At 73.9% G+C, this 20,373-nt stretch carries 20 protein-coding genes; 13 read left to right on the top strand and 7 right to left on the bottom strand.

The window, feature by feature from the left end:
- Positions 1–223 precede the first annotated feature (223 nt).
- The gene (locus CFP66_RS02370; RefSeq protein ID WP_094920072.1) at positions 224–412 is read right to left on the bottom strand and encodes a MerR family transcriptional regulator; all 189 of its coding nucleotides are present in this window, start codon (positions 410–412) and stop codon (positions 224–226) included.
- Between the two features lie 125 nt (positions 413–537).
- Here CFP66_RS02370 and CFP66_RS02365 point away from each other — a divergent pair, with 125 nt between their 5' ends.
- On the top strand, positions 538–828 hold the full coding sequence (locus CFP66_RS02365; RefSeq protein ID WP_094920071.1) for a hypothetical protein: 291 nt from the start codon (positions 538–540) through the stop codon (positions 826–828).
- Positions 829–1,347: 519 nt separating this feature from the next.
- Here CFP66_RS02365 and CFP66_RS02360 read toward each other — a convergent pair.
- Positions 1,348–2,109 carry an IclR family transcriptional regulator gene (locus CFP66_RS02360; protein ID WP_094920070.1) on the bottom strand — a complete coding sequence of 254 codons (762 nt, stop codon included), beginning with the start codon at positions 2,107–2,109 and terminating at the stop codon, positions 1,348–1,350.
- A gap of 81 nt (positions 2,110–2,190) precedes the next feature.
- Between CFP66_RS02360 and CFP66_RS02355 the strand changes: the two genes are divergently transcribed.
- From CFP66_RS02355 to CFP66_RS02325, 7 genes are all read left to right on the top strand, one after another.
- Positions 2,191–3,357: a 4-hydroxybenzoate 3-monooxygenase gene (locus CFP66_RS02355; protein WP_094920069.1), complete on the top strand. Its 1,167-nt coding sequence runs from the start codon at positions 2,191–2,193 to the stop codon at positions 3,355–3,357.
- A complete protein-coding gene (gene pcaH / locus CFP66_RS02350; RefSeq protein ID WP_094920068.1) occupies positions 3,358–4,074 on the top strand; it encodes a protocatechuate 3,4-dioxygenase subunit beta in 717 nt (238 codons plus the stop codon).
- The gene (gene pcaG, locus CFP66_RS02345; protein WP_094920067.1) at positions 4,067–4,615 is read left to right on the top strand and encodes a protocatechuate 3,4-dioxygenase subunit alpha; all 549 of its coding nucleotides are present in this window, start codon (positions 4,067–4,069) and stop codon (positions 4,613–4,615) included. Before pcaH ends, pcaG begins: the two co-directional genes overlap by 8 nt.
- 409 nt (positions 4,616–5,024) lie before the next feature.
- Complete coding sequence (locus CFP66_RS02340) at positions 5,025–5,507, top strand: GtrA family protein (RefSeq protein ID WP_158228009.1); 483 nt, start codon at positions 5,025–5,027, stop codon at positions 5,505–5,507.
- Positions 5,489–5,668, top strand: coding sequence for a hypothetical protein (locus CFP66_RS02335; protein ID WP_094920065.1), 180 nt, complete (start codon positions 5,489–5,491; stop codon positions 5,666–5,668). Before CFP66_RS02340 ends, CFP66_RS02335 begins: the two co-directional genes overlap by 19 nt.
- Before the next feature lie 60 nt (positions 5,669–5,728).
- Entirely contained in the window at positions 5,729–6,001 is a 273-nt protein-coding gene (locus CFP66_RS02330) for a DUF4242 domain-containing protein (RefSeq protein WP_094920064.1), read from the top strand.
- A 23-nt stretch (positions 6,002–6,024) separates the two neighbouring features.
- Positions 6,025–7,023 (top strand): glutathione S-transferase family protein, encoded by a 999-nt coding sequence (locus tag CFP66_RS02325; protein ID WP_094920063.1) that lies wholly within the window; start codon positions 6,025–6,027, stop codon positions 7,021–7,023.
- 4 nt (positions 7,024–7,027) lie between these two features.
- Here CFP66_RS02325 and CFP66_RS02320 read toward each other — a convergent pair whose 3' ends face one another.
- Positions 7,028–7,411: a VapC toxin family PIN domain ribonuclease gene (locus CFP66_RS02320; protein WP_158228008.1), complete on the bottom strand. Its 384-nt coding sequence runs from the start codon at positions 7,409–7,411 to the stop codon at positions 7,028–7,030.
- Between the two features lie 17 nt (positions 7,412–7,428).
- Positions 7,429–7,677 carry an AbrB/MazE/SpoVT family DNA-binding domain-containing protein gene (locus CFP66_RS02315; protein WP_094920061.1) on the bottom strand — a complete coding sequence of 83 codons (249 nt, stop codon included), beginning with the start codon at positions 7,675–7,677 and terminating at the stop codon, positions 7,429–7,431.
- Positions 7,678–7,904: 227 nt separating this feature from the next.
- On the opposite strand from CFP66_RS02315, the gene CFP66_RS02310 reads away from it, so the two are divergent.
- Positions 7,905–9,041, top strand: coding sequence for a glycoside hydrolase family 3 N-terminal domain-containing protein (locus CFP66_RS02310; RefSeq protein WP_094920060.1), 1,137 nt, complete (start codon positions 7,905–7,907; stop codon positions 9,039–9,041).
- Between the two features lie 154 nt (positions 9,042–9,195).
- Here the strand turns inward: CFP66_RS02310 and CFP66_RS02305 are convergent, their stop codons facing one another.
- Positions 9,196–14,751 (bottom strand): carboxyl transferase domain-containing protein, encoded by a 5,556-nt coding sequence (locus tag CFP66_RS02305; RefSeq protein ID WP_094921415.1) that lies wholly within the window; start codon positions 14,749–14,751, stop codon positions 9,196–9,198.
- Between the two features lie 181 nt (positions 14,752–14,932).
- Between CFP66_RS02305 and CFP66_RS02300 the strand changes: the two genes are divergently transcribed.
- Positions 14,933–15,802: an alpha/beta fold hydrolase gene (locus tag CFP66_RS02300; protein WP_233159087.1), complete on the top strand. Its 870-nt coding sequence runs from the start codon at positions 14,933–14,935 to the stop codon at positions 15,800–15,802.
- Positions 15,802–16,167, top strand: a complete 366-nt coding sequence (locus CFP66_RS02295) for a VOC family protein (protein WP_094920059.1) — start codon at positions 15,802–15,804, stop codon at positions 16,165–16,167. Before CFP66_RS02300 ends, CFP66_RS02295 begins: the two co-directional genes overlap by 1 nt.
- A gap of 148 nt (positions 16,168–16,315) precedes the next feature.
- Here CFP66_RS02295 and CFP66_RS02290 read toward each other — a convergent pair whose 3' ends face one another.
- The gene (locus CFP66_RS02290) at positions 16,316–16,768 is read right to left on the bottom strand and encodes a helix-turn-helix domain-containing protein (RefSeq protein WP_094921412.1); all 453 of its coding nucleotides are present in this window, start codon (positions 16,766–16,768) and stop codon (positions 16,316–16,318) included.
- Positions 16,769–16,839: 71 nt separating this feature from the next.
- Here CFP66_RS02290 and CFP66_RS47790 point away from each other — a divergent pair, with 71 nt between their 5' ends.
- Both CFP66_RS47790 and CFP66_RS02285 read left to right on the top strand, forming a co-directional pair.
- The gene (locus CFP66_RS47790) at positions 16,840–17,352 is read left to right on the top strand and encodes a PaaI family thioesterase (protein WP_158228007.1); all 513 of its coding nucleotides are present in this window, start codon (positions 16,840–16,842) and stop codon (positions 17,350–17,352) included.
- Complete coding sequence (locus CFP66_RS02285) at positions 17,349–18,734, top strand: MFS transporter (RefSeq protein WP_158228006.1); 1,386 nt, start codon at positions 17,349–17,351, stop codon at positions 18,732–18,734. The genes CFP66_RS47790 and CFP66_RS02285 overlap by 4 nt, the downstream gene beginning before the upstream one ends.
- On the opposite strand, the gene CFP66_RS02280 is transcribed toward CFP66_RS02285, so the two are convergent.
- Positions 18,655–20,136: an MFS transporter gene (locus CFP66_RS02280; RefSeq protein WP_233159086.1), complete on the bottom strand. Its 1,482-nt coding sequence runs from the start codon at positions 20,134–20,136 to the stop codon at positions 18,655–18,657. The genes CFP66_RS02285 and CFP66_RS02280 overlap by 80 nt on opposite strands.
- Positions 20,137–20,373: the final 237 nt, after the last annotated feature.

The raw sequence follows: 20,373 nt of genomic DNA, 5'->3' as shown, positions 1-20,373 counted from the left end.
GTGCCCAACCGGCGATCGGTAGCGGGCCGCCGTGGCCCGCCGGTGCATGATCAGCGAACGGGTGCAGAGGCGGCAACATGATGCCGCCCGTGCACCGATCCGGTGATCACGGGCGGCGCGCCCACGTGCAGGGTGTGTTCCAGGTTCGGACCTACGGATCCGAGCGCCGTCGCGTCGCGGTGCACCCGGTGCCGGAGAGCGGAACGAGATCCCGGCCGCCGGGTCAGTCGTCCTTGCGGCGCAGCTCCCGGAGCTGCTGCTTGACCTTCTCGACGTCCCAGCGAGCGTGACCGCCGGGCGACTCCAGCTCGGGCACGAGCACGCCGAGGCTCCGGTACCGCTGGATCGTCCGGTTGGACAGGCTCAGGGCGCGGGCGAGCTCACTCGTGGTGACGAGCCGTTCAGGCGCCATTCGGTCACCATATGCGCTGGTAGGCGCTGTTCGGCGCGCTCTGGCGCCTCTGGCGTTGCTCTCGCAGTGTTGCGCTGTCTGGCGTTTTCTGTCGCTTCTGGCGGAGTTGGCAGTACTCTCCGCTCATGGCGTTCTGGATGACGGAGCTACCGGGAGGCGGGTTCGCGATGGGGGAGGCCCCGGACGAAGCGGCGGCGCGGGCGATGATCGAGTCCCAGCAGCGGGGCTCGGTGACGTTCCACGAGCGCAGCGGCCGGTACCGCTGGACGGCGGTTCCGGATCGGGGGAAGACCTCGCACGGGTGGGCCGACACCCGCGACGAGGCGTGGTGGTTCGTCCGGGAGGCGCTGCACCGCCCGTACCGCGGGGACCGGTACGTGGGCCCGCGGGGCCGCTGGGAGCGCCCGCCGGGCTGACGGCTCACACGCCCGCCGCACACACCATCTGAAGCCCGCACACATGTCCAGACCTGTGTGCGGGCTCCCGGAGATGTGTGCGGCCGGCTCGGACCGGAACCGGCGGCGTCGGGTGGGCGGCGGCGCTCGCCCGGGCGTGATCAGAGTGTGCGGTTCTCCAGGCGCCTCGGTGCCGACCGCACTCGTCGATCACTGGGTCTGCGTCAGCCGGACCGCGGCGCGCGGTGATCGATCTGATCAGTACCTGGGTGCGGGTGCTACGACTGCGGCGTACTTGTCGGAGTGATCAGGGCCGGGTGATCGGTCCGAGCAGTGCGTGGGTGCTGTCGCGGCGACGTCAGGTACTTCTCGCAGCGATCACATCCGACTCCGGTCCGGCAACGCTCCCGCCGCGGTCCTCCGCCCACATTCGCCGATCACCGGTGCTGCGTCGGCCTCCGCCGTTCGCCGCACACACTTTCTGGAGGCCGCACACGTGTCCGGGCCTGTGTGCGGCCTCGCGGAGGTGTGTGCGGCGGCTCAGCCGCGGCGGGACGTGCGCGGTTCCGGCGCGCCCAGGGCCCGGGAGATGCCGCGGGCCGCCGCGCGCACCACGGGGACGTAGGCGCGCGCGTCGGACGTGGCTGCGGGCACCACCACGGACAGGGCCGCGACGACGTCGCCGCGCGAGCCGTGGACCGGGGCCGCGACCGAGAGCGCGATCAGCTCGATCTGCCCGTCGCTCACGGCCACCCCGGTGCGCCGGACGTCGGCGAGTGCCCGCCGCACCTCCTCGGGCTCGCACCTGGTCTTGGCCGTGTAGCGCTTGAGCGGGGCGGCGAGGACCTGTTCCTGCAGCTCCGGGTCGGCGTGGGCCAGCAGGACGAGGCCGACGCCGGTGGCGTGCAACGGCAGCCGCCCGCCCACGCGGGTGATCACGTTGACGGCGCCGCGACCGGAGATCCGTTCGACGTAGACGACCTCGGTGCCGTCGAGCACGGCGAGCTGGACGTTCTGGCGGGTGACCTCGTAGAGGTCCTCGAGGAACGGCATGGCCGACTCGCGAAGCCCCAGGCCGCGCGGCGCGAGCGCCCCGACCTCCCAGAGCCGCAGCCCGACCCGGTAGCGCCCGTCCTCGCTGCGCTCCAGTGCGCCCCAGTCGGTGAGCTCGCCGACGAGCCGGTGTGTGGTGGTCAGCGGCAGGTCGGCCCGCCGGCTCAGCTCGGTGAGGCCGAGCTCGGGGCGCTCGGCGGTGAAGGCCGCGAGCAGCCGCAGTACGCGTCCCGTCACCGTCTCACCCATCGCCGTCCAGTCTGCCCCGTGCCTTCCACTGGCCGGAAGCCGAGTCGAGGTGGGCGGCTCCGGTGCGTCAGGCTCGCCGTCATGCGCACCCAGGTCGGCATCGTGGGGGCGGGACCGGCGGGGCTGCTGCTGTCGCACCTGCTGGCCCGCGCCGGGATCGAATCCGTGGTCCTCGAGGCCCGCAGTCGCACCTACGTGGAGCAGCGCGTGCGGGCGGGCGTGCTGGAGCACCCCACCGTCGAGTTGCTGCGCGACGTGGGCCTGGCCGAGCGGCTCGACCGCGAGGGCATGCCGCACGAGGGCGTCTCGCTGCGCTTCGAGGGCGAGGACCACCGCATCGACTTCGCCGACCTCGTCGGCCGCGGCATCACCGTCTACGGGCAGCAGGAGGTCGTGAAGGACCTCATCGCCGCCCGGCTGCGCGCCGGCGGCGACCTGCGGTTCGAGGTCGCCGACGTCGCCCTGGACGAGCTCGCGGACGCCCCCGTGATCACCTACACCGACGCGGACGGGCAGCGGCAGGAGCTGCGGTGCGACGTCGTGGCGGGCTGCGACGGCTTCCACGGGATCAGCCGCGGCGCCTTCGCGCCGGAGGTGTTCGACCGCGAGTACCCGTACGCCTGGCTCGGGATCCTCGCCAAGGCCGCGCCCACCCACCACGAGCTCGTCTACGCCAACCACGCCCGCGGCTTCGCGCTCTACTCGATGCGCAGCCCCGAGGTCACCCGCCTGTACCTGCAGGTCCCGCCGGACACCGACGTGGCCGACTGGTCGGACGCGCGGATCTGGGACGAGCTCGGCACCCGGCTCGCCGCCGACGGTTTCACCCTCAACGAGGGGCCCGTGCTGGAGAAGGGCGTCACCGGGATGCGCAGCGTCGTGGCCGAGCCGATGCGCCACGGACGGCTCTTCCTGGCAGGCGACGCCGCGCACATCGTGCCGCCCACCGGGGCGAAGGGCATGAACCTGGCGATCGCCGACGTCCGGGTGCTCGCCGACGCCCTCGAGGCGTTCCTCGCGCACGGCGACGAGCGCGGTGTCGACACCTACTCCGACACCTGCCTGCGCCGCGTCTGGCGGGCGGAGCACTTCTCGTGGTGGATGACCTCGATGCTGCACGTCGCTCCCGACAGCGACGCGTTCACCCGGCGGTTGCAGCTGTCCCAGCTGCGCTACACCGTGTCCTCGCGCGCCGCGGCCACCAGCCTCGCCGAGAACTACACGGGTCTTCCTCATGGAGGTGTCTGAATGACGATCCCGCATCCCGCCGGCTACCGGCCCGCGCCGGCCGGCACCCACCCACCGCTGGCATCACCCGGCTACAAGAGCACCGGGCTGCGCGCGCCGTCGCAGGCGCCGATCGTGCTGCCGAACCGGCTCACCGAGGTCACCGGCCCGCTGCTGGCCGGGGAGATCGGCCCGCACGACCACGACCTCACCGCGCAGCACGCCGGTGAGCCGATCGGGCAGCGGATCATCGTGTTCGGGCGCGTCCTGGACAGCGACGGGCGCGCGGTGCCCGACACGCTCGTCGAGGTGTGGCAGGCCAACGCGGCCGGTCGCTACCCGCACGTACGCGACAACTGGCCCGCCCCGCTGGACCCGAACTTCACCGGTGGCGGCCGGGTCATGACCGACTCGCAGGGCAACTACTCGTTCACCACGGTCAAGCCGGGCGCCTACCCGTGGGGCAACCACACCAACGCCTGGCGGCCCGCGCACATCCACTTCTCGCTGTTCGGGCGGGCGTTCACCCAGCGGCTCGTCACGCAGATGTACTTCCCCGACGACCCGCTGTTCGACCAGGACCCGATCTTCAACTCGGTGCCGGACCCGAAGGCGCGGCAGCGGATGGTGTCGACGTTCGACCTCGATGCCACGCGTCCGGAATGGGCGCTGGCCTACCGCTGGGACATCGTGCTGCGCGGCCGCGAGCAGACCGTCTTCGAGGAGCCCCATGAGTGACCTGCTGACCCCGTCGCAGACCGTCGGGCCGTTCCTGTCGATCGGCCTGACCTGGATGCACGGCCATCTGGTGGTCGCCGAGGACTCGCCCGGCGCGATCCGGATCTCCGGCGTGCTGCGCGACGGCAACGGTGCGCCGGTCACCGACGGCATGGTCGAGACCTGGCAGGCCGACCCGGACGGGCGCTTCGACCACCCCGACGACCCCCGCGGCGCGTCCGGCTCCGGGTTCGAGGGCTTCGGGCGCTGCGCCACCGACGGCGAGGGCCGCTACGAGATCGTCACGGTCGAGCCGGGCGCGCTGGGCGACGGCCAGGCCCCGCACATCGACGTGTCCGTGTTCGCCCGCGGCCTGCTCGACCGGGTCGTCACCCGCCTGTACTTCCCGGACGAGGCCGAGGCCAACGCGGCCGACCCGCTGCTGTCGTCGCTGCCGCCCGAGCGCGCCGCCACCCTCGTGGCGCGCCCCGCGGGCGAGGGCGCGCTGCGGTTCGACATCCGACTGCAGGGCGAGGGCGAGACGGTCTTCCTGCAGATCTGACGTCCCGCGACACCCGCGCACCGAGCCCCCGACTCGCGGGTCTGGGGCCCCGACTCGCGGGTCTGGGGTCGCGACTCGCGGGTCTGGGGTCGCGACTCGCGCGGTGGGCGAGCCCCACCTCCGCGAGTCGGGGTCTGGGTGCGCGTGTGTCGCGCGCTCAGAAGCAGCCGTTCTCCTCCGCGATGCGCGATGAGCAGGCCTCGGTCGTGGTGAGGCTGTGGCCACGCACGTCGTGCAGGTCGCGGGCCACCTGGGCGCCACCGCGTCGTCAAGGGTGGCAGCGATCACCCATGTCGTCCGGGTGGCGCCGGAATGACGCTCCGCGCACAGCGTTCGCACAGGTGAGGGACAGCGCATCCCCTGCTCCAGGGGATAGGAAGGGATCAACGAGCGCTGTCAGGAGGTCGCGGTGGAGAGTGCGGTCACGGCAGCCGGGCTGCGGTCCGGGTCGCGCGCGCACCACCCGCTGCTGGTGCAGGTGGCCCACTACGTCGTCGTCGGCGGACTGGCCACCGTGGCGAACGCCCTGGTCTTCCTGCTCCTGCGCACCGGGATCGACACGGTGCCGGCCAACCTCGTGGCGCTGCTGGTGAGCACCGCCGTGAGCACCGAGGCCAACCACCGCTTCACGTTCGCCGGCGGCGCGGTGCACCGCTGGCGGGCGCGGGTGCAGATCGGCGGCACCGTGGCGTTCTACGCCTTCTACAGCTCCGCGGTACTGCTGCTCCTGGAGGCGCTGCTCGAGGAGTCTTCCCCGGTGCAGGAGTCGCTCGCCGTGGCGCTCGCGAGCGTCCTCGCGGGGATCGGTCGGTTCCTCGTGTTGCGGTACTGGGTCTTCGGGGCGGACGAGCCGGAACCTGGCAAGGTGGACGCATGGGACGAACGAGCCTGACCCGGAGCATCGCGGCGTTCCTCGCCGGCGCCGCCCTGATCCTGACCACCGCCGGGGCGTGCGGCCCCGCCGAAGGGGACGACGACGCCGACGACGCGCCGGGCGTCACCCAGCAGGACGACGACGGTGGGGACGAGGGTCCGGACGACGGCGACGACTGAACGTGACCCTGTCCGTTCGGACGGTGTGCGGACCGGGGGTCCGCGGTTACCGTCCAGGGCATGCCGAAGTACGTGATCGAGCGGGAGCTGCCCGGTGCCGGCCAGCTCTCCGACGACGAGGTCTGCTCCATCAGCCGCACGAGCAACGAGGTGCTCTCCGGCATGCCCGATGTGCAGTGGATGCACAGCTACGTCACCGATGACAAGATCTTCTGCGTCTACGTGGCCCCGGACGCCGACCACCTCCGACAGCACGCGGAGAAGGGCGGGTTCCCGGCGAACGCGGTGCACGAGGTGGCGCGCACGATCGACCCGACGACCGGCGGGCGCTGACCGAGGCGCCTAGATTTGCGGGCATGGGTGCCACGCAGTCCACCACCGACGCGTTCGAGCGCAAGCCGGTCGCGCTGACCGAGCGCATCACCTCCGACGGGTCCTCGGCCTGGCCGGTCGAGCCGGGTCGCTACCGGCTGGTCGTGGCCAGGGCGTGCCCGTGGGCGAACCGGAGCGTCATCGTGCGGCGGCTGCTCGGGCTGGAGCCCGTGCTGTCGATGGGCATCGCGGGCCCGCTGCACGACGAGCGGAGCTGGCGGTTCCACAACGACCCGGAGAACAAGGACCCGGTGCTGGGCATCGAGTACCTGCGGGAGGCCTACGAGAAGGCGCACCCGGGCTTCGACGAGGGCGTCACCGTGCCGACCGTCGTCGAGGTCGCCACCGGCAAGGCGGTCTCGAACAACTTCCAGGACCTCACCCTGGACCTGTCCACGCAGTGGCGCGCGCTGCACCGCGAGGGCGCCCCCGACCTCTATCCGGAGCAACACCGCGCGGAGATCGACGAGGTCAACGCCGGCGTCTACGAGGACGTCAACAACGGCGTCTACAAGTGCGGGTTCGCCAAGGGGCAGGGCTCCTACGAGAAGGCCTACCGTGCGCTGTTCTCCCGTCTGGACGCGCTGTCCGAGCGGCTGGCCACGCAGCGCTTCCTGGTGGGCGACACGATCACCGAGGCGGACATCCGGCTGTGGGTCACGCTGGTCCGCTTCGACGCCGTCTACCACGGCCACTTCAAGTGCAACCGGGAGAAGCTGTCGGAGATGCCGGTGCTGTGGGCCTACTCGCGGGACCTGTTCCAGACGCCCGGCTTCGGCGACACCATCGACTTCGAGCAGGTCAAGCAGCACTACTACGGCGTGCACGCCGAGGTGAACCCCACCGGGATCGTGCCGCTCGGGCCCGACCCGCGCGGCTGGCTCACCCCGCACAGCCGAGAGGAGCTGGGCGGACGTCCGTTCGGCGACGGCACCCCGCCCGGCCCGCCGCCGGAGGGGGAGCGGGTGCCGCCGTTGGCTTGAGGCGTCACGCGAGGAGTTCGTACGCGACACCCACCGCCTCGTAGGTGCCGGCGGCGCGCCGGTCGAGGCTCAGCAGCACCGCCCCGCCCCGGTGCGCGGAGAGTGCGACGACGAGGTCGTACACCGCCCCGCCGGACACCCCACCGCGTACGGCGATGTCGAGCACGTCGGGCGACGGAGCGCTCGGCAGGCGCGGCACCGAGTCGGGGAAGTGGCCGTCGAGGAACGCGGTGACGAGGTGCGGTGGCACCCGTCGCGGTTGCGGGAGCCGGGTGAGGACGGAGAAGGTCTCGACGGCCACGTGGTCGACGACCGCCTCGACCCGCCGGACGGCCGCGGCGGCGGCACGGTGATCGGCGTGCCACCGCGCGAACGCCGCAACCAGCACCGAGGTATCGCAGGTGATCACCGTCGTGTGCGTTCCAGCAGGTCGCGGACCTCGGTCGCGGTGAGCGGCGGGGCCTCCTCGTCCGCCGGCTCGGCGGCCAGGAACCCGTCACGCTCGACCAGCTGCACGGGTGTGGACACCGGCTCGATCTCGATCCGGCCGTCGCGCTCGGTGACCTCGAGCTCCTGCCCGGGCTCGAGAGCGGCGGCCTGACGCAGCTGCTTCGGGATCACCACCCGACCTGCCGCGTCGATGGTAGTTCGCATGGTAGAACGCTACCATTGGCCGCCTACCCGGAACGGCGATCGATCCGAAGCGCACGTGAGGGCGGAGCTGGCCGCAGTGGTGTACCTCTCGCCCCGATCACTGCCCGACGATCCATCCGATACGTACATGCCTGCGGCGGCGACCGCCGTGCTGTACCGCTCGGAACGATCTGCGCCTGCCGGGGGCGGGTCGGCGGGAGCGGCCGCCCGGAGGAAGATGGGCACGGATGACCGTCCGACAGCCGCTCGCGGTGGCGTTCGGGACGCTCGCGGCGCTGCTCGTCGCGGCGGGCCCGGCGTCCGCGACCCCGCCTCCCGCACCCCCTCCCGCGCCACCGCTCACCGGGGAGCACCTCGGCCCGGACCGGCTGCCGCACTGCGCCGACGTCGTGGCCGCCATGTCGCCGAGGGATCGGCTGGCCCAGCGGCTGATGGTCGGCGTCGACGCCGCCGACCCGACCGGCACGGGCGAGGACGTGCGCTCCACCCAGGTCGGTGGGATCTTCCTGCCCGGCAACGCCACCGACCTGCTCACCGACCAGGCCCTGCGCGGGGTGCAGGCGATGTCGCGGATCCCGCTCGCCGTGGCCGTGGACGACGAGGGCGGGCGTGTCCAGCGCCTCGACGACCTGGACGGTGACCTGCCCAGCGCCCGCGCGATGGCAGCCCGGCTGACGGTCGACGAGGTGCGCGAGCTGGGGGAGGAGCGGGGCCGGGCGCAGGTCGCGCGCGGCGTCACGATGAACCTCGCCCCCACCGTCGACATCACCGGCCGCTCCGCGGCGATCGGTGACCGTGCCTTCGGCGACGATCCCGCCGAGGTCGCCGAGTACGCCGCCGCCTTCGCCGAGGGGCAGCGCGCGGCAGGCGTCTACACGGTGCTCAAGCACTTCCCGGGCCACGGCCGCGCGGACGGCGACTCTCACAAGGGGCGCGTCGCCACCCCGCCGCTGGACGCGCTGCGCGACGCCGACCTGCAGCCCTACGCCACCCTGCTCGGCCCGGACGGCCCGCTCGCCGACGGACGCACCGGCGTGCTCGTCGGCCACCTCGACGTGCCGGGCCTCACCGACGAGCTGCCCAGCTCGCTCTCGCCCCCGGTCTACGCGCTGCTGCGCGGCGATTACGGCTTCGACGGCCTGGTGCTCACCGACGACCTGGGCGCGATGGACGCGATCACCGACGAGTTCACGCTGCCCGAGGCCGTGGAGCAGGCGCTGATTGCGGGCGCGGACATGGCGCTGTGGTCCAGCGGCGGCCGCGTCACCCCGGTGCTGGACCACCTGGAGCAGGCGCAGCTCGACCCCCGGGCCACGGAGGAGGCGGTCACCCGCATTCTGAAGGCCAAGCGCGTCTGCTCCTGACGGCGCGCGACACACGTGCGCTCAGACCCCGACTCGCGGGTAGTGGGGCGCGACTCGCGGGTGGTGGGGCGCGACTCGCGGAGTGGGGGTGCGCCCCACCCCGCGAGTCGGGCTGTGGGCCCCGCGAGTCGGGCTGTGAGTCGCGCGAGTCGCGTCAGCGCTGGGTGCCGGCCCGCTCCATCCCGCGACGGACGGCGTCGGCCAGGTACGGGCGCAGCTGCGTCGGCGGCACGATCACGTCCACCGAGCCGACGCGCTGGGCGCGCTCCACGCTGTGCGCCGCGTCGAACTCGTCGGCGACCTGCCCCAGCACCTCCGCGCGCACGCCGGGGCGGAGCGTCGCGAGCTCGTTCGTGAGGCGTGCGGCCTCCTCCTCGGCGCCGTTCTGGCGGGCCTCGGCGATCCGGGCCTCCAGCTCGGCGACGCGGGGGTCGGCGGCGGTGCGCTTGTTCACCTCGCCGGCGAACACGACGGCCGCGGCCGGCGCCCCGCCGAGCACCGAGGCGTAGGAGCCCTCGACGGCGGCGACCTCCATGTTGTCGTTGAGGGTGCCGCTGAACACCACGAACGCGCCGCCGTGGTAGCGCGAGACCACGCAGAACACGATCGGTCCGTCGAAGTTGACGATCGCCCGGCCGATCTCCGCGCCGTACTCGAGCTGCAGCTGGCGCAGCGACTCGGGTGAGCCGTCGAAGCCCGACAGGTTCGCGAGGATCACCAGCGGGCGGTTGCCGCTGGCCGCGTTGATCCCGCGGGCCATCTTCTTCGACGACTTCGGGAACAGCGTGCCCGCCGTGAACGTCGTCGGCCCGTCCATCGGTAGCCGCCCCCGCCGCGGCAGCGGCCGGGACTCGACGCCGATCAGGCAGATCGGCTGCCCGCCCAGGTGCGCGTCGAGCACGACCACGCTGTCGGCGTCGATCATGTCGACCCAACGCTCGAGGGTCGGGTGGTCGCTGTCGGACACCGCGCTCAGCAGCGAGCGGATGTCGAAGGGCTTCTTGCGCCCCGGGTTGGCGGTGAAGACCTCGCCGACCGTGGCGAAGTCGCAGCCCGGGCCGGCGTGCGGCGAGCCGGAGATGTCGCGGTCGGTCGGGTCGACGCTCGGCGTCGGCCGCGGGAACCGTTCGCCGGGCGCGCGGTAGGTGTGCGCGTAGTGCGCGAGCAGCACGTCGATCGCGCCGGTCAGGTCGGGCGCCCAGTACTGGGCCTGCCCGTTCGGGCCCATGATCCGGTCGTAGCCGCCGATGCCGAAGTTGTCCTCGGCCGAGACACCGCCGGAGTAGTCCATCGCCTGCTTGCCGGTGAGCACCATCGCGCTGTCCGGCGTCATGACGAGGATGCCCTTGGTGTGCATCAGCATCGTGGCCTCGGCGTTCCAGTACGGCTGGGCGCCGACGTTGATGCCGGTGACGACGACGTTGATCTCGCCGCCTGCCTGCGTGAACTCGATGATCCCCCGCAGCGCGCGGGCGACCCAGTCCATGTTCTCCACACCGGAGTCCATGGCGACCTTGGCGCCGGCCGACACCGCGAACCATTCGATCGGCGCGTCGAGGCGGCGGGCCAGCTCGATCGCGGCGAGCACGCGGGCGCACTCCGGTTCGGCGAGCGCGCCGAGCGCCTTGGTGGGATCGCCGATGAGCACGACGCGGGTCATGCCCTCCGGGTAGCGCCGGGTCGGTGTGGTGACGGTGCCGAGCACGATGTTCGCGGTGTTGCCACCCGGCGGGCGTTGCACCACGACCGGGCCGCCGTCCGGGCCGAGGTCGTACTCGGTGAACACACCGGCGGGCGCGCCGCGGTCGGGGTTGCGCTGCAGCATCGGCACGAGCTCGTACGGGTACACCGCCCCGCGCCGCCGCGCCCGGATCACCTTCTGCGCGTAGGCGTCCAGCTCGCGCAGCGGCTGCGTCGGCGGCTCCGTGACCTGCACGGTGAGTCCCGCACCCGGCGGCCGGGACATGCGCAGCAGGTACTCCTTCGGCTCGCCCGCCCCGTCGCCCACGTGCCGGAACTGCACGACGACCTGCTCCAGCCCCAGGCCCACCGAGCGGGGGGCGAGCACCCGCACCACCGAGTCGAGCTCGTCCAGCGGCACGTCGACCACCGGCCAGACGTAGAGCAGCACGCGGTTCCACTCCAGGCGCGCGTCCGCCCGGTTGGCCGCGCGGGCCGAGCGCAGCGCGTCCAGGCAGGAGTCGAGCACCTGCTCCAGCTGGGGCAGGGCGCGGATCCGGCCCTCGCCGTTGTCGCCGTTGCGCAGGACGGTGAGCTCGCGGACGTCGGACATCGCGATGAGCCGCTTGTCGTCGGGGACGTTGTGCCCGACGGCGCGGAACAGGTGCACGTCGATCGGCGCGGGCAGGCGGGTGAGCTCGAAGTCGGCCAGGCGCCACAGCCCGAGCCGCTCGGCCACCATCGGGTGCAGCCCGCGCAGCGTGCGGTCCTCGACCGGACGGCGATCGGGCCCCGGGGTGAACGTGAACCAGGCGCTGCGCTCGTCGCCATGGGGTCGGCGCACCGCCACCGCGACGCGCGCGAGCCGCTCCGGCAGCCGCCCGAGCATCGCGCGGATCTTCTCCGCGGACCGCTCCGGGTCCTCGTCGGGGGCCTCGCCGGCGATCACGTACAGGTCGAGCAGCACCGTGCGGTCCGACCGCTGCGCGATGATCCGCCGCAGGTCGCCCTGCACGGTCATCGGGTCGCTCCCCGACGGTGCGTCCGGGGCGGTGTGCACGGTGGTGGCCAGCACGAGGAGCTCGTGGCCGTCGTGCTCGTAGCCCGCGGTGAGCAGCGGGCGGCCGCCGCGGTCGGTGACGTCCAGGTCGTGCAGGCGGCGGATGCGGTAGTAGCGCCGGGTCATCACCTCGAGCATCGCGGCGTGGTGCTGCGCGCCGAAGACCCCGAGGATCGGCTCGCCCGCCGAGACGATCGTGTCGATCTGGTGGGCCCGGGTGGCCGGGTCGTCGGAGAGGCGGTCCAGCTCGGAGCGCACCTCGGCCTGGCCCTCGAGCCGCTCTGCCGCGATCAGCGGCGCGTCGAACAGCGTGTAGCGCACCCGCCGGGCGAGGCTGCCGACGACGGGGTGACGCAGCTGGGTGGCCGTGACCAGCCGGTCGAGCATCCGCTGGTAGTCCTCGCGCGCTGCCGGGGGCAGCGACTCGGGGTGGCGCAGCCGCCACTGCAGCAGCTCCAGCACCACCGGGACGTGGGCGGTGGCCCGCCGGTGGGCGAGGAACATCCGGTAGAGCGCGCTGTGCAACGCGTCGCCCGAGACCGTGTCGGACGGCGTCAGGTCGGTGGCCCCGTAGTGGGCGAGTGCGCGCCGCAGCCGGTCGCGGAACGACTCCGGCAGCCCCTCGGCGTCGGCGTCGCGGGAGCGCAGGAACGCGTGCAGGTACTCCTGCGGGTTGCGGGCCTCTTCGCCGGACGGGTCGACCTGCTGCGTCTCGTCCTCGGGTCCGCGCCGGTTGCGCGACAGCGCGCAGAGGTCGGCGAAGATCCGCAGCGCCGCGGTCTCACCCGCGAGCACACGGGGGTCGTCGGGCGGGAGCTGCTCGCGCGCCGCGGTGAGCGCGGCCAGCAGCGGTTGCGCGTCGCGCTCGTCGATGTCGTAGCCCAGCACGAGGAAGCGCAGCGAGGTGAGCGCGTCGGTGGCCACGGCGCCCGCGTCGGAGCCGGCGACCGGTGGGCAGACCAGCTCGGCGAAGGTGGCCCGCTCGCCGACACCCAGCCCGCCCGCGTCGGCGTCGGGCTCCAGCCGCACCAGCCTGGTGCCGCTCTCCACCTGCGTGTTCGCCGCGACGAGCACCTCCCGCACCCGCCCGGCCACCGGGGCGCGCAGCGCGGTCTCCAGCTTCATGCTCTCGACGACGGCCACCACGTCGCCCGCCTCGACGACGTCGCCGGGCGCCACCGGGATGGCCACCACCATCGCCGGCGCGGGGGCGCGGACCAGGCCGGCCTCGCCGCCGGAGATGCGGTGCACCGCGCCGTCGACCTCGACGAGGAAGTCGGATCCCTGCGGCACGGACAGCACCGAGTACGACCGCCCGGCGACGGCGAGCTTGCGCTCGAACCGGCCGGTGCGCTCCGCGTCGACGTCGACGGCCTTGCCGTCGAGCTCCACGTGGTAGCGGTTGCCGCGGGACTGCGCGACGCGCAGCCGGTAGGACTCGCCCGCCGCGCGGACGTCCACCTGGTACCAGGTCTCGTGGCCCACCTCGGGGCGCCCGCGCTCGGCGGAGGCGAACAGGCGCTCCCGCTGGCGGGCCACGTGCGCGTCCTGGGCCTCGACGGCGGTGGCGAGCAGCGCGACGTCGAGACGCCGCGGCGGCTCGTAGCCGTCGGCCATCATCATGTCGAGCCAGGTGGTGTCGGTCTGCCCGGTGCGCACCTCGGGGCGGTCGAGCAGGTCGAGCAGGAACGCCTTGTTCGTGGTGCCGCCGTCGATGACGGCCGCGGTCTGGCTCAGCGCCCGGCGCAGGCGCGCGCGGGCCTCGCCGCGGTCCCGGCCCCAGGCGATCACCTTCGCGATCATCGAGTCGAACTGGGGCGGGATCACGTCACCCGCGGCGACGCCGGTGTCCACGCGGACGCCGGGGCCGCTGGGCAGCGCGAGGTGCTCGATGCGCCCGGGCGCGGGCGCGAAGCCCTGCTCCGGGTCCTCCGCGGTGAGCCGGGCCTCGATGGCGTGCCCGCGGGCGGGCGGGGTCTCCGGCGCGATCTCGGCCAGGGTGCCGCCACCGGCCACGTGCAGCTGAAGCTTGACGATGTCGACGCCGGTGGTGGCCTCGGTGACCGGGTGCTCCACCTGCAGCCGGGTGTTGACCTCGAGGAACGACAGCAGCCGCTCGCGGGGCTCGTACAGGAACTCGACGGTGCCCGCGTTGACGTAGCCCGCGGCGCGCACCAGCTTCGCGGCCGAGGTGCGCAGCAGCTGCTCCTGCTCGGCGTCCAACGCGGTGGATGCGGACTCCTCGAGCACCTTCTGGTTGCGCCGCTGCACCGAGCAGTCGCGCACCCCGAGCGTCCAGACGTCGCCCGTGGCGTCGGCGACGACCTGGACCTCGACGTGACGCCCGCCGGCGATCGCCCGCTCCAGGAACACGGTGGCGTCGCCCGCGGTCTTCGACGCCTCCGAGCTCGCCCGTTCGAACGCCTCGGCCAGCTGGTCGGGGGAGTCGACCCGGCGGATGCCGCGCCCGCCGCCGCCCGCCGTGGCTTTGATCATGAGCGGGTAGCCGATGTTCGCGGCGTGCTCGCGGGCGGCCTCGACGTCGGCCACCGGACCGCCGCTCCACGCGGCCATGGGCACGCCGACCTCCTCGGCCAGCACCTTCGACGCGATCTTGTCGCCGAGCCGCTCCATCACCTCGGGCGACGGCCCCACGAACACGATGCCGAGCTCGCGGCACAGCCGGGCGAAATCGGCCTTCTCCGACACGAAGCCCCAGCCGGGCCACGCGGCGTCGGCATGGGCGGCGCGCAGGCCGCGCTCCAGCTCGGTGTGGTCGAGGTAGGGGCTGGCCGCGAAGGCCTGGTCGGGGTCGTCCGGCCCGATGAGGACCGCCTCGTCGGCCTCGCGCACGAACATGGCGTTGCGGTCGACGGCCGTGTAGAGGGCGATCGTGCGCAGCGTGCGGCGCCCCGTGCCGTCGTCCTCGGCCTCGGCGTTCCACTCGCGCACGGCGTGGATCAGCCGCATCGCGGGCTCGCCGCGGTTGACGATGGCCACCCGTTGGAACGACGCCGGCTGGAACGACTCCGTCACGATCTTCTTCACTCCCCGTCGCTGATGCCCGGTGCACCGTACGCCGCGCCCACCCAACTCGACCTCACCCGCGGTGCACAACCGACAGGAGGGGGACGACGGGCAGAATGTCGGCGTGCCCCTCAGCTCCGTGCGCACGGCGACCCGCGACGGCCTGACCTTCGACGTGCACGAGATGGGCCCGCCCGACGGCGATCCGGTCCTGCTCCTGCACGGATTCCCGCAGCGTGGTGACTCGTGGCACGCGGTCGCCACGCGGCTGGTGGAGCGGGGTTACCGCACGCTCGCCCCGGACCAGCGCGGCTACTCGCCGCGGGCCCGGCCGCAGGGACGTGCCGCCTACCGGGGCCGGGAACTGGTCGCCGACGCGCTCGCGGTGGTGGACGAGCTCGTCGGCCCCACCGCGCGCGTGCACCTGGTGGGCCACGACTGGGGCGCCGCCTTCGCCTGGCAGCTCGCCGCCCGGCACGGCGAGCGGCTCCGTTCGCTCACCGCCGTGTCGGTGCCCCCGCCCGCGGCCTTCCTGCGCGCGCTCCTGACGACCCGGCAGGGGCTCGCGTCCTGGTACATGTACGTGTTCCAGTTGCCCGGACTGCCCGAGCGCGTGCTCGGGGCGGGCGGGCGGGCGTTCTCGCCGCGGCTGGCCGCGATGCTGCGCCGCACCGGGCAGTCCCGCGACGCGGCCGAGCGCGATGCGGCCGGCCTCGCCGATCCGGCCGCGCTCACCGCGGCCCTGAACTGGTACCGGGCCATGTTCACCGAGAAGCCGGGCGGTCCCGAGGCGCCGGTCACGGTGCCCACCCTGTTCGTGTGGAGCGACGGCGACGTGGCGCTCACCCGGCAGTCGGTCGAGCTCGTGCACGAGCACGTGGCCGGGCCGTTCCGCTACGCGGAGCTGCGCGGCGTCAGCCACTGGATCCCGGACGAGGCGCCGGACCAGCTGGCCGAGCTGCTGTTCGAGCACCTGTCCGAGCACCCGGCCTGATGGAGGTCCTCTCCGGCCGCGTGCTGCTGCGCCCCGTGGACATGGCGCGCAGCCTCGCCTTCTACCGCGACGTGCTGGGGCTCGCGATCTCCCGCGAGTTCCCCGGCGGCACCGTGTTCTTCCTCGGCAGCGGGTTCCTGGAGCTCTCCGGTCGCGCCGACGCCGGCCCCGGCCCCGCGGTGGCGCTCTGGCTCCAGGTCCGCGACCTCGCGGCGGCGCACCGCGAGCTCGCCGCCCACGTCGTGCGCGAACCCCGCCAGGAGCCCTGGGGCCTGCACGAGATGTGGGTCGCCGACCCGGACGGCACGCGCATCGTGGTGGTCGAGGTGCCCGCCGACCACCCGATCCGCCGGGACACGCGCTGACGCCCGACGCGGGGCGTCCCGGTTGCTCACACACCGACTTCCGAGCTCACGCACCGACTGCAGTCGGTGCGTGAGCGCAGAAGTCGGTGCGTGAGCGCTGAATTGGTGCGTGAGGAGTACGCCGGGCGGCACTCGCCGCCGCCGTGGGTCAGCCGGCGCGCCGCGTTCCCGGCACTGACCGCACGCGCTCGCCGGGCGTGATCCGGTGCCCCTCGGCGCACCGCAGCTCGACGCGGACGGCCGCGCCGCAGCCGGCGTGCTCGACGCGCACCGGGGGCCCGTCCGGGCCGGCCCGGTGGGCGTCGCCCCACGCCATCATGGCCAGCACCACCGGCACCAGGTCGCGTCCCGCCGGTGTGAGCCGGTACTCGTGGCGCTCGCGCCTGCCGGGCTCCCGGTACGGCGTGCGCTCGAGGACCCCGTGCTCGACCAGGGCCGCCAGCCGGCGGGTGAGCACGTTGCGGGCGATGCCGAGGTGGGCGGCGAGGTCGTCGAAACGGCGCACGCCGTTGAGCACGTCCCGCAGCACGAGCACCGTCCAGGCGTCGCCGAGCACGTCCGCGGTGCGGGCCACCGAGCACGCGCTGCTCTCGTGCGCCATCCAGTCCACGGCGGTCGAGCCTACGACGTTGGGTTGCTCTCGACAACGCAGCACCCTACGCTGCGTCTCTCATGACAACCCAGGAGGTTCCGGCGGTCCGCGAGCGCGTGCACACGTGGGGCGACCCGCTCGCCACGGCGGCCGCGGGCCGCGACGTCGACGGCCTGTCGTTCCTGCAGCGGATGGCCGCGGGCGAGGTGGCGCCCCCGCCGATCGCGACGACCCTCGGCTTCGACGTGCGCGAGGTGGAGCACGGCCGCGTCGTGTTCGCCATGGAGCCGGCGGAGTTCCACTTCAACCCGATCGGTTCGGTGCACGGCGGCGTGCTCGCGACGCTGCTCGACTCCGCGATGGGCTGCGCCGTGCACTCGGCGCTGCCGGCGGGCGCCCGCTACACCTCGCTCGACATCTCGGTGCGGTTCCTGCGCGCGGTCGGCACCGGGTCCGGGCCGGTGCGCTGCGAGGGCGTGCTGGTGCACCTCGGCGGCCGTACCGCGACGGCGGAGGCGCGGCTGACCGACGGGGCGGGACGCCTCTGCGCGACCGCCACGACAACCTGCATGATCTTCCGCCCGGGCCGGTGAGCACCCGGCCGGGCCTGGTCCTGGCGGTGACCTCGCTCGCCGCGTTCCTGGCGTTCCTCGACGTCACGATCGTCAACATCGCGTTCCCGGCGATCAGCCGGGACTTCGCCGGCACGTCGCTCGCGGACCTGTCCTGGGTGGTCACCGCCTACAACGTGGTGTTCGCCGCCCTGCTGGTGCCCGCGGGGCGGCTCGCCGACGTCGCAGGGCGCAAGCGCGTGCTCCTCGCCGGGCTCGCGCTCTTCGGCATCGCCTCCGCGCTGTGCGCGCTGGCCCCGACGCCGGGCGCGCTCGTGGCGGCACGGACGGTGCAGGCGCTGGCCGCGGCGCTCGCCGCCCCGGCCTCGGTCGGGGTGCTGCTGCCGGCGTTCCCGCCGGAGCGCCGCGGCACCGCGCTGGGCGTGTGGGGCGCGATGGGCGGGGTCGCGGCGGCCACCGGCCCCGCCCTCGGAGGGCTGCTCGTCGACTCCTTCGGCTGGCGCGCCGTGTTCCTCGTCAACCTGCCGGTCGTCGCGGTCGCGCTGGTCGCCGGGATGTGGGTCCTCGCGGAGTCGCGGGAGTCGGGCGGCGGACTCCCCGACCCGCTCAGCGTCCTGCTGCTCGGCGGCGGGGTCGCGCTGCTGTCGCTGGGCATCGTCAACGCCGAGGACGGCCGCTGGCTCACCGTCGACACCGCCGCGGTGCTGGTCGCCGGGCTCGCCCTGCTCGCCGCGCTGACCGTCCGCAGCCTGCGGGTCGCGCGGCCGGTCGTCGAGCCGGCACTGTTCCGGCTGCGCTCGTTCCGGGCCGCCCTCGCCGGGTACCTCGTGTTCTCCGCCGCCTTCTACGCCCTGCTGCTGGCGAACGTCCTGTTCGTCACCGGCGTCTGGGGCTGGGCCGCGCTCGCGGCCGGGCTCGCGGTCACTCCCGGGCCGCTGACGGCCGCGGTGGCGTCGTCCGTCGGCGGCCGGCTCGTCGACCGGTTCGGGGCCGCCGCGGCGATCGTCCCCGGTGGCGTGCTGTTCGCCGCGGGCTGCCTGACGTTCGCGACCGCGATGAGCGCGACCCCGGACTACCGGCTGTTCCTGGTGGCGACGCTGATGACCGGCGCGGGCGTCGGGACGTCGTTCGCCGGGCTCGGCGCAGCCGTCGTGGCCGATCTCCCGTCCGCCCGCTTCGCCACCGGCAGCGCGGTGGGCACCTGCGCGCGCCAGATCGGGGCGGTGCTCGGCGTGGCGGTGCTGCTGGCCGGCCTCGCGGGCACGGCCGAGCAGCTCGGCGCGTTCCGCGCGAGCTGGGCGGCGATGGCGGTGGGTGGCGTGCTCAGCGCGGGCTGCGGGCTGCTGGCCGGCGCGGCGCGTCCGGGGCGGCCCGGCCCCGTCCCGTCACCGCAGGCCCGCTGACGGCGGACGCCGGCAGGACCGGCAGAGGGGCGGGCCGCGGGGTGAGGGCCGCGATCGCCGCGCCGACGAGGGCCGCGGCCGCGGCCGCGAGGTAGATGACGGTGTACGCGCTGCCGGACGGCAACAGCTGCCCGCCGACGGTGGTCGTCAGGCCCGTGGTGACCGCCGCGACGACCGCGCTGCACGAGGACGTGCCGAGCATCCGCATCAGGGTGTTCAGGCTGTTGGCGGCGGCGGTCTCGCTCGACGGCACCGCTTGCATGATCAGCAGCGGGATCGCGGAGTAGGCCATCGCGGCCCCGATCGCGGTGGTGGTGGACGCCGCCACGATGAGCGGCACCGATGTCGGCAGCGTCGCCATCAGGAGGTTGCCCAGGGCGAGCACCACGGTGCCGAGCACGAGCGAGGTGCGTGCCCCGCGCCGGCGCGACACCCGGGCCGACACCGGCGAGAAGATCGTCATGGCCGCGCCGATCGGCAGCAGGACCACGCCTGACGCCACGAGCGAGAGGCCGAACCCGTACCCGCTGACCTCGGGGGCCTGCAGGACCTGCGTGGTCACGAGGAAGCCCGCGAACATCCCGAAGCCGATGGCGATCGAGGCGATGTTCGTCCACAGCACGGCCGGCCGTGCGGAGACCCGCAGGTCGACCAGCGGCCCGCGGGTCCGCAGCTCCCAGCGGACCCACAGGGCCAGGACGACCGCGGCGGCCACGAGCAGCCCGAGCACCGGGACGCTGCCCCAGCCCCACTCGTTGCCCTTGGAGACGGCCAGGAGCAGGCAGACCAGCGCCGCCGACAGACCCACCGCCCCGGGCACGTCGAAGCGCCCGCCGGAGCGCAGCGGGGACTCCCGCACGACGAGCAGCACCAGCACGAACTGTACCGCGCCGAGCACCGCGGCGCCGGCGAAGAGCCAGCGCCAGCTGGCCTGCTGCGCCACGACGCCGGTGAGCGGCAGCCCGATCGCCCCGCCGATCCCGAGCGACGAGCTCATCAGCGCGATCCCGCTGCCGATGCGGGCGGGCGGGAGCACGTCGCGCATGATGCTGATGCCCAGGGCGATCGCTCCCATCGCGACGCCCTGCAGCGCCCGCGCCACGATGAGCACCCCGACGCCGGGGGCGACGGCGCCGAGCGCCGAGCCGACCGACACGATCCCCAGCGCGACGAGCAGCATGCGCCGCTTCCCGTACATGTCGCCGAGCCGGCCCAGCACCGGGGCGGAGACGGCTGCGGCCACGAGCGTCGCCGTCACCAGCCAGGCCACCGTGGCGGGGGAGGCCGAGAGGAGCTGCGGGAACTGCGGCAGCAGCGGGACGACGAGCGTCTGCATCAGTGAGACGGCCAGCCCGCAGGACGCGAGCACGCCGATGACGACGGCCGGACGGGGGGAGGGCACCTCCTCAGAGGAGCACGCGATCGTTGTCATGGGCAAGTATGTGGAATCAGGAACACCTTTCCGACCCGGTCTGGCCACGGCGGGCCGCGCCCGGCATCCTGTACCGGTCAAGTGAGCCACCGTCCCAGTGTCGCGGCGTGGTCGTCTGCGCCGCCGATGCAGGGAGCGCCGTGAGTACCGCCTTCTCCGACGAGCACGACGGGTCCGGCCACGACGCCGGCCACGACGCCGGTCATG

It is taken from the genome of Pseudonocardia sp. MH-G8, from assembly GCF_002262885.1.
Classification (GTDB): Bacteria; Actinomycetota; Actinomycetes; order Mycobacteriales; family Pseudonocardiaceae; genus Pseudonocardia.
This window is presented reverse-complemented; position numbering and strand designations above follow the sequence as displayed.

What these genes read in the sequence shown, in the direction of transcription:
- CFP66_RS02330 (WP_094920064.1), top strand. Translation starts at nt 5,729, where the DNA reads ATGCCGAAGTACGTGATCGAGCGGGAGCTGCCCGGTGCCGGCCAGCTC.
- CFP66_RS02370 (WP_094920072.1), bottom strand. Translation starts at nt 412, where the DNA reads ATGGCGCCTGAACGGCTCGTCACCACGAGTGAGCTCGCCCGCGCCCTG.
- CFP66_RS02355 (WP_094920069.1), top strand. Translation starts at nt 2,191, where the DNA reads ATGCGCACCCAGGTCGGCATCGTGGGGGCGGGACCGGCGGGGCTGCTG.
- CFP66_RS02305 (WP_094921415.1), bottom strand. Translation starts at nt 14,751, where the DNA reads ATGCGGCTGATCCACGCCGTGCGCGAGTGGAACGCCGAGGCCGAGGAC.
- CFP66_RS02365 (WP_094920071.1), top strand. Translation starts at nt 538, where the DNA reads ATGGCGTTCTGGATGACGGAGCTACCGGGAGGCGGGTTCGCGATGGGG.
- CFP66_RS02325 (WP_094920063.1), top strand. Translation starts at nt 6,025, where the DNA reads ATGGGTGCCACGCAGTCCACCACCGACGCGTTCGAGCGCAAGCCGGTC.
- pcaH (WP_094920068.1), top strand. Translation starts at nt 3,358, where the DNA reads ATGACGATCCCGCATCCCGCCGGCTACCGGCCCGCGCCGGCCGGCACC.
- CFP66_RS02315 (WP_094920061.1), bottom strand. Translation starts at nt 7,677, where the DNA reads ATGCGAACTACCATCGACGCGGCAGGTCGGGTGGTGATCCCGAAGCAG.
- pcaG (WP_094920067.1), top strand. Translation starts at nt 4,067, where the DNA reads ATGAGTGACCTGCTGACCCCGTCGCAGACCGTCGGGCCGTTCCTGTCG.
- CFP66_RS47790 (WP_158228007.1), top strand. Translation starts at nt 16,840, where the DNA reads ATGACAACCCAGGAGGTTCCGGCGGTCCGCGAGCGCGTGCACACGTGG.
- CFP66_RS02360 (WP_094920070.1), bottom strand. Translation starts at nt 2,109, where the DNA reads ATGGGTGAGACGGTGACGGGACGCGTACTGCGGCTGCTCGCGGCCTTC.
- CFP66_RS02295 (WP_094920059.1), top strand. Translation starts at nt 15,802, where the DNA reads ATGGAGGTCCTCTCCGGCCGCGTGCTGCTGCGCCCCGTGGACATGGCG.
- CFP66_RS02335 (WP_094920065.1), top strand. Translation starts at nt 5,489, where the DNA reads ATGGGACGAACGAGCCTGACCCGGAGCATCGCGGCGTTCCTCGCCGGC.
- CFP66_RS02290 (WP_094921412.1), bottom strand. Translation starts at nt 16,768, where the DNA reads ATGGCGCACGAGAGCAGCGCGTGCTCGGTGGCCCGCACCGCGGACGTG.
- CFP66_RS02310 (WP_094920060.1), top strand. Translation starts at nt 7,905, where the DNA reads ATGACCGTCCGACAGCCGCTCGCGGTGGCGTTCGGGACGCTCGCGGCG.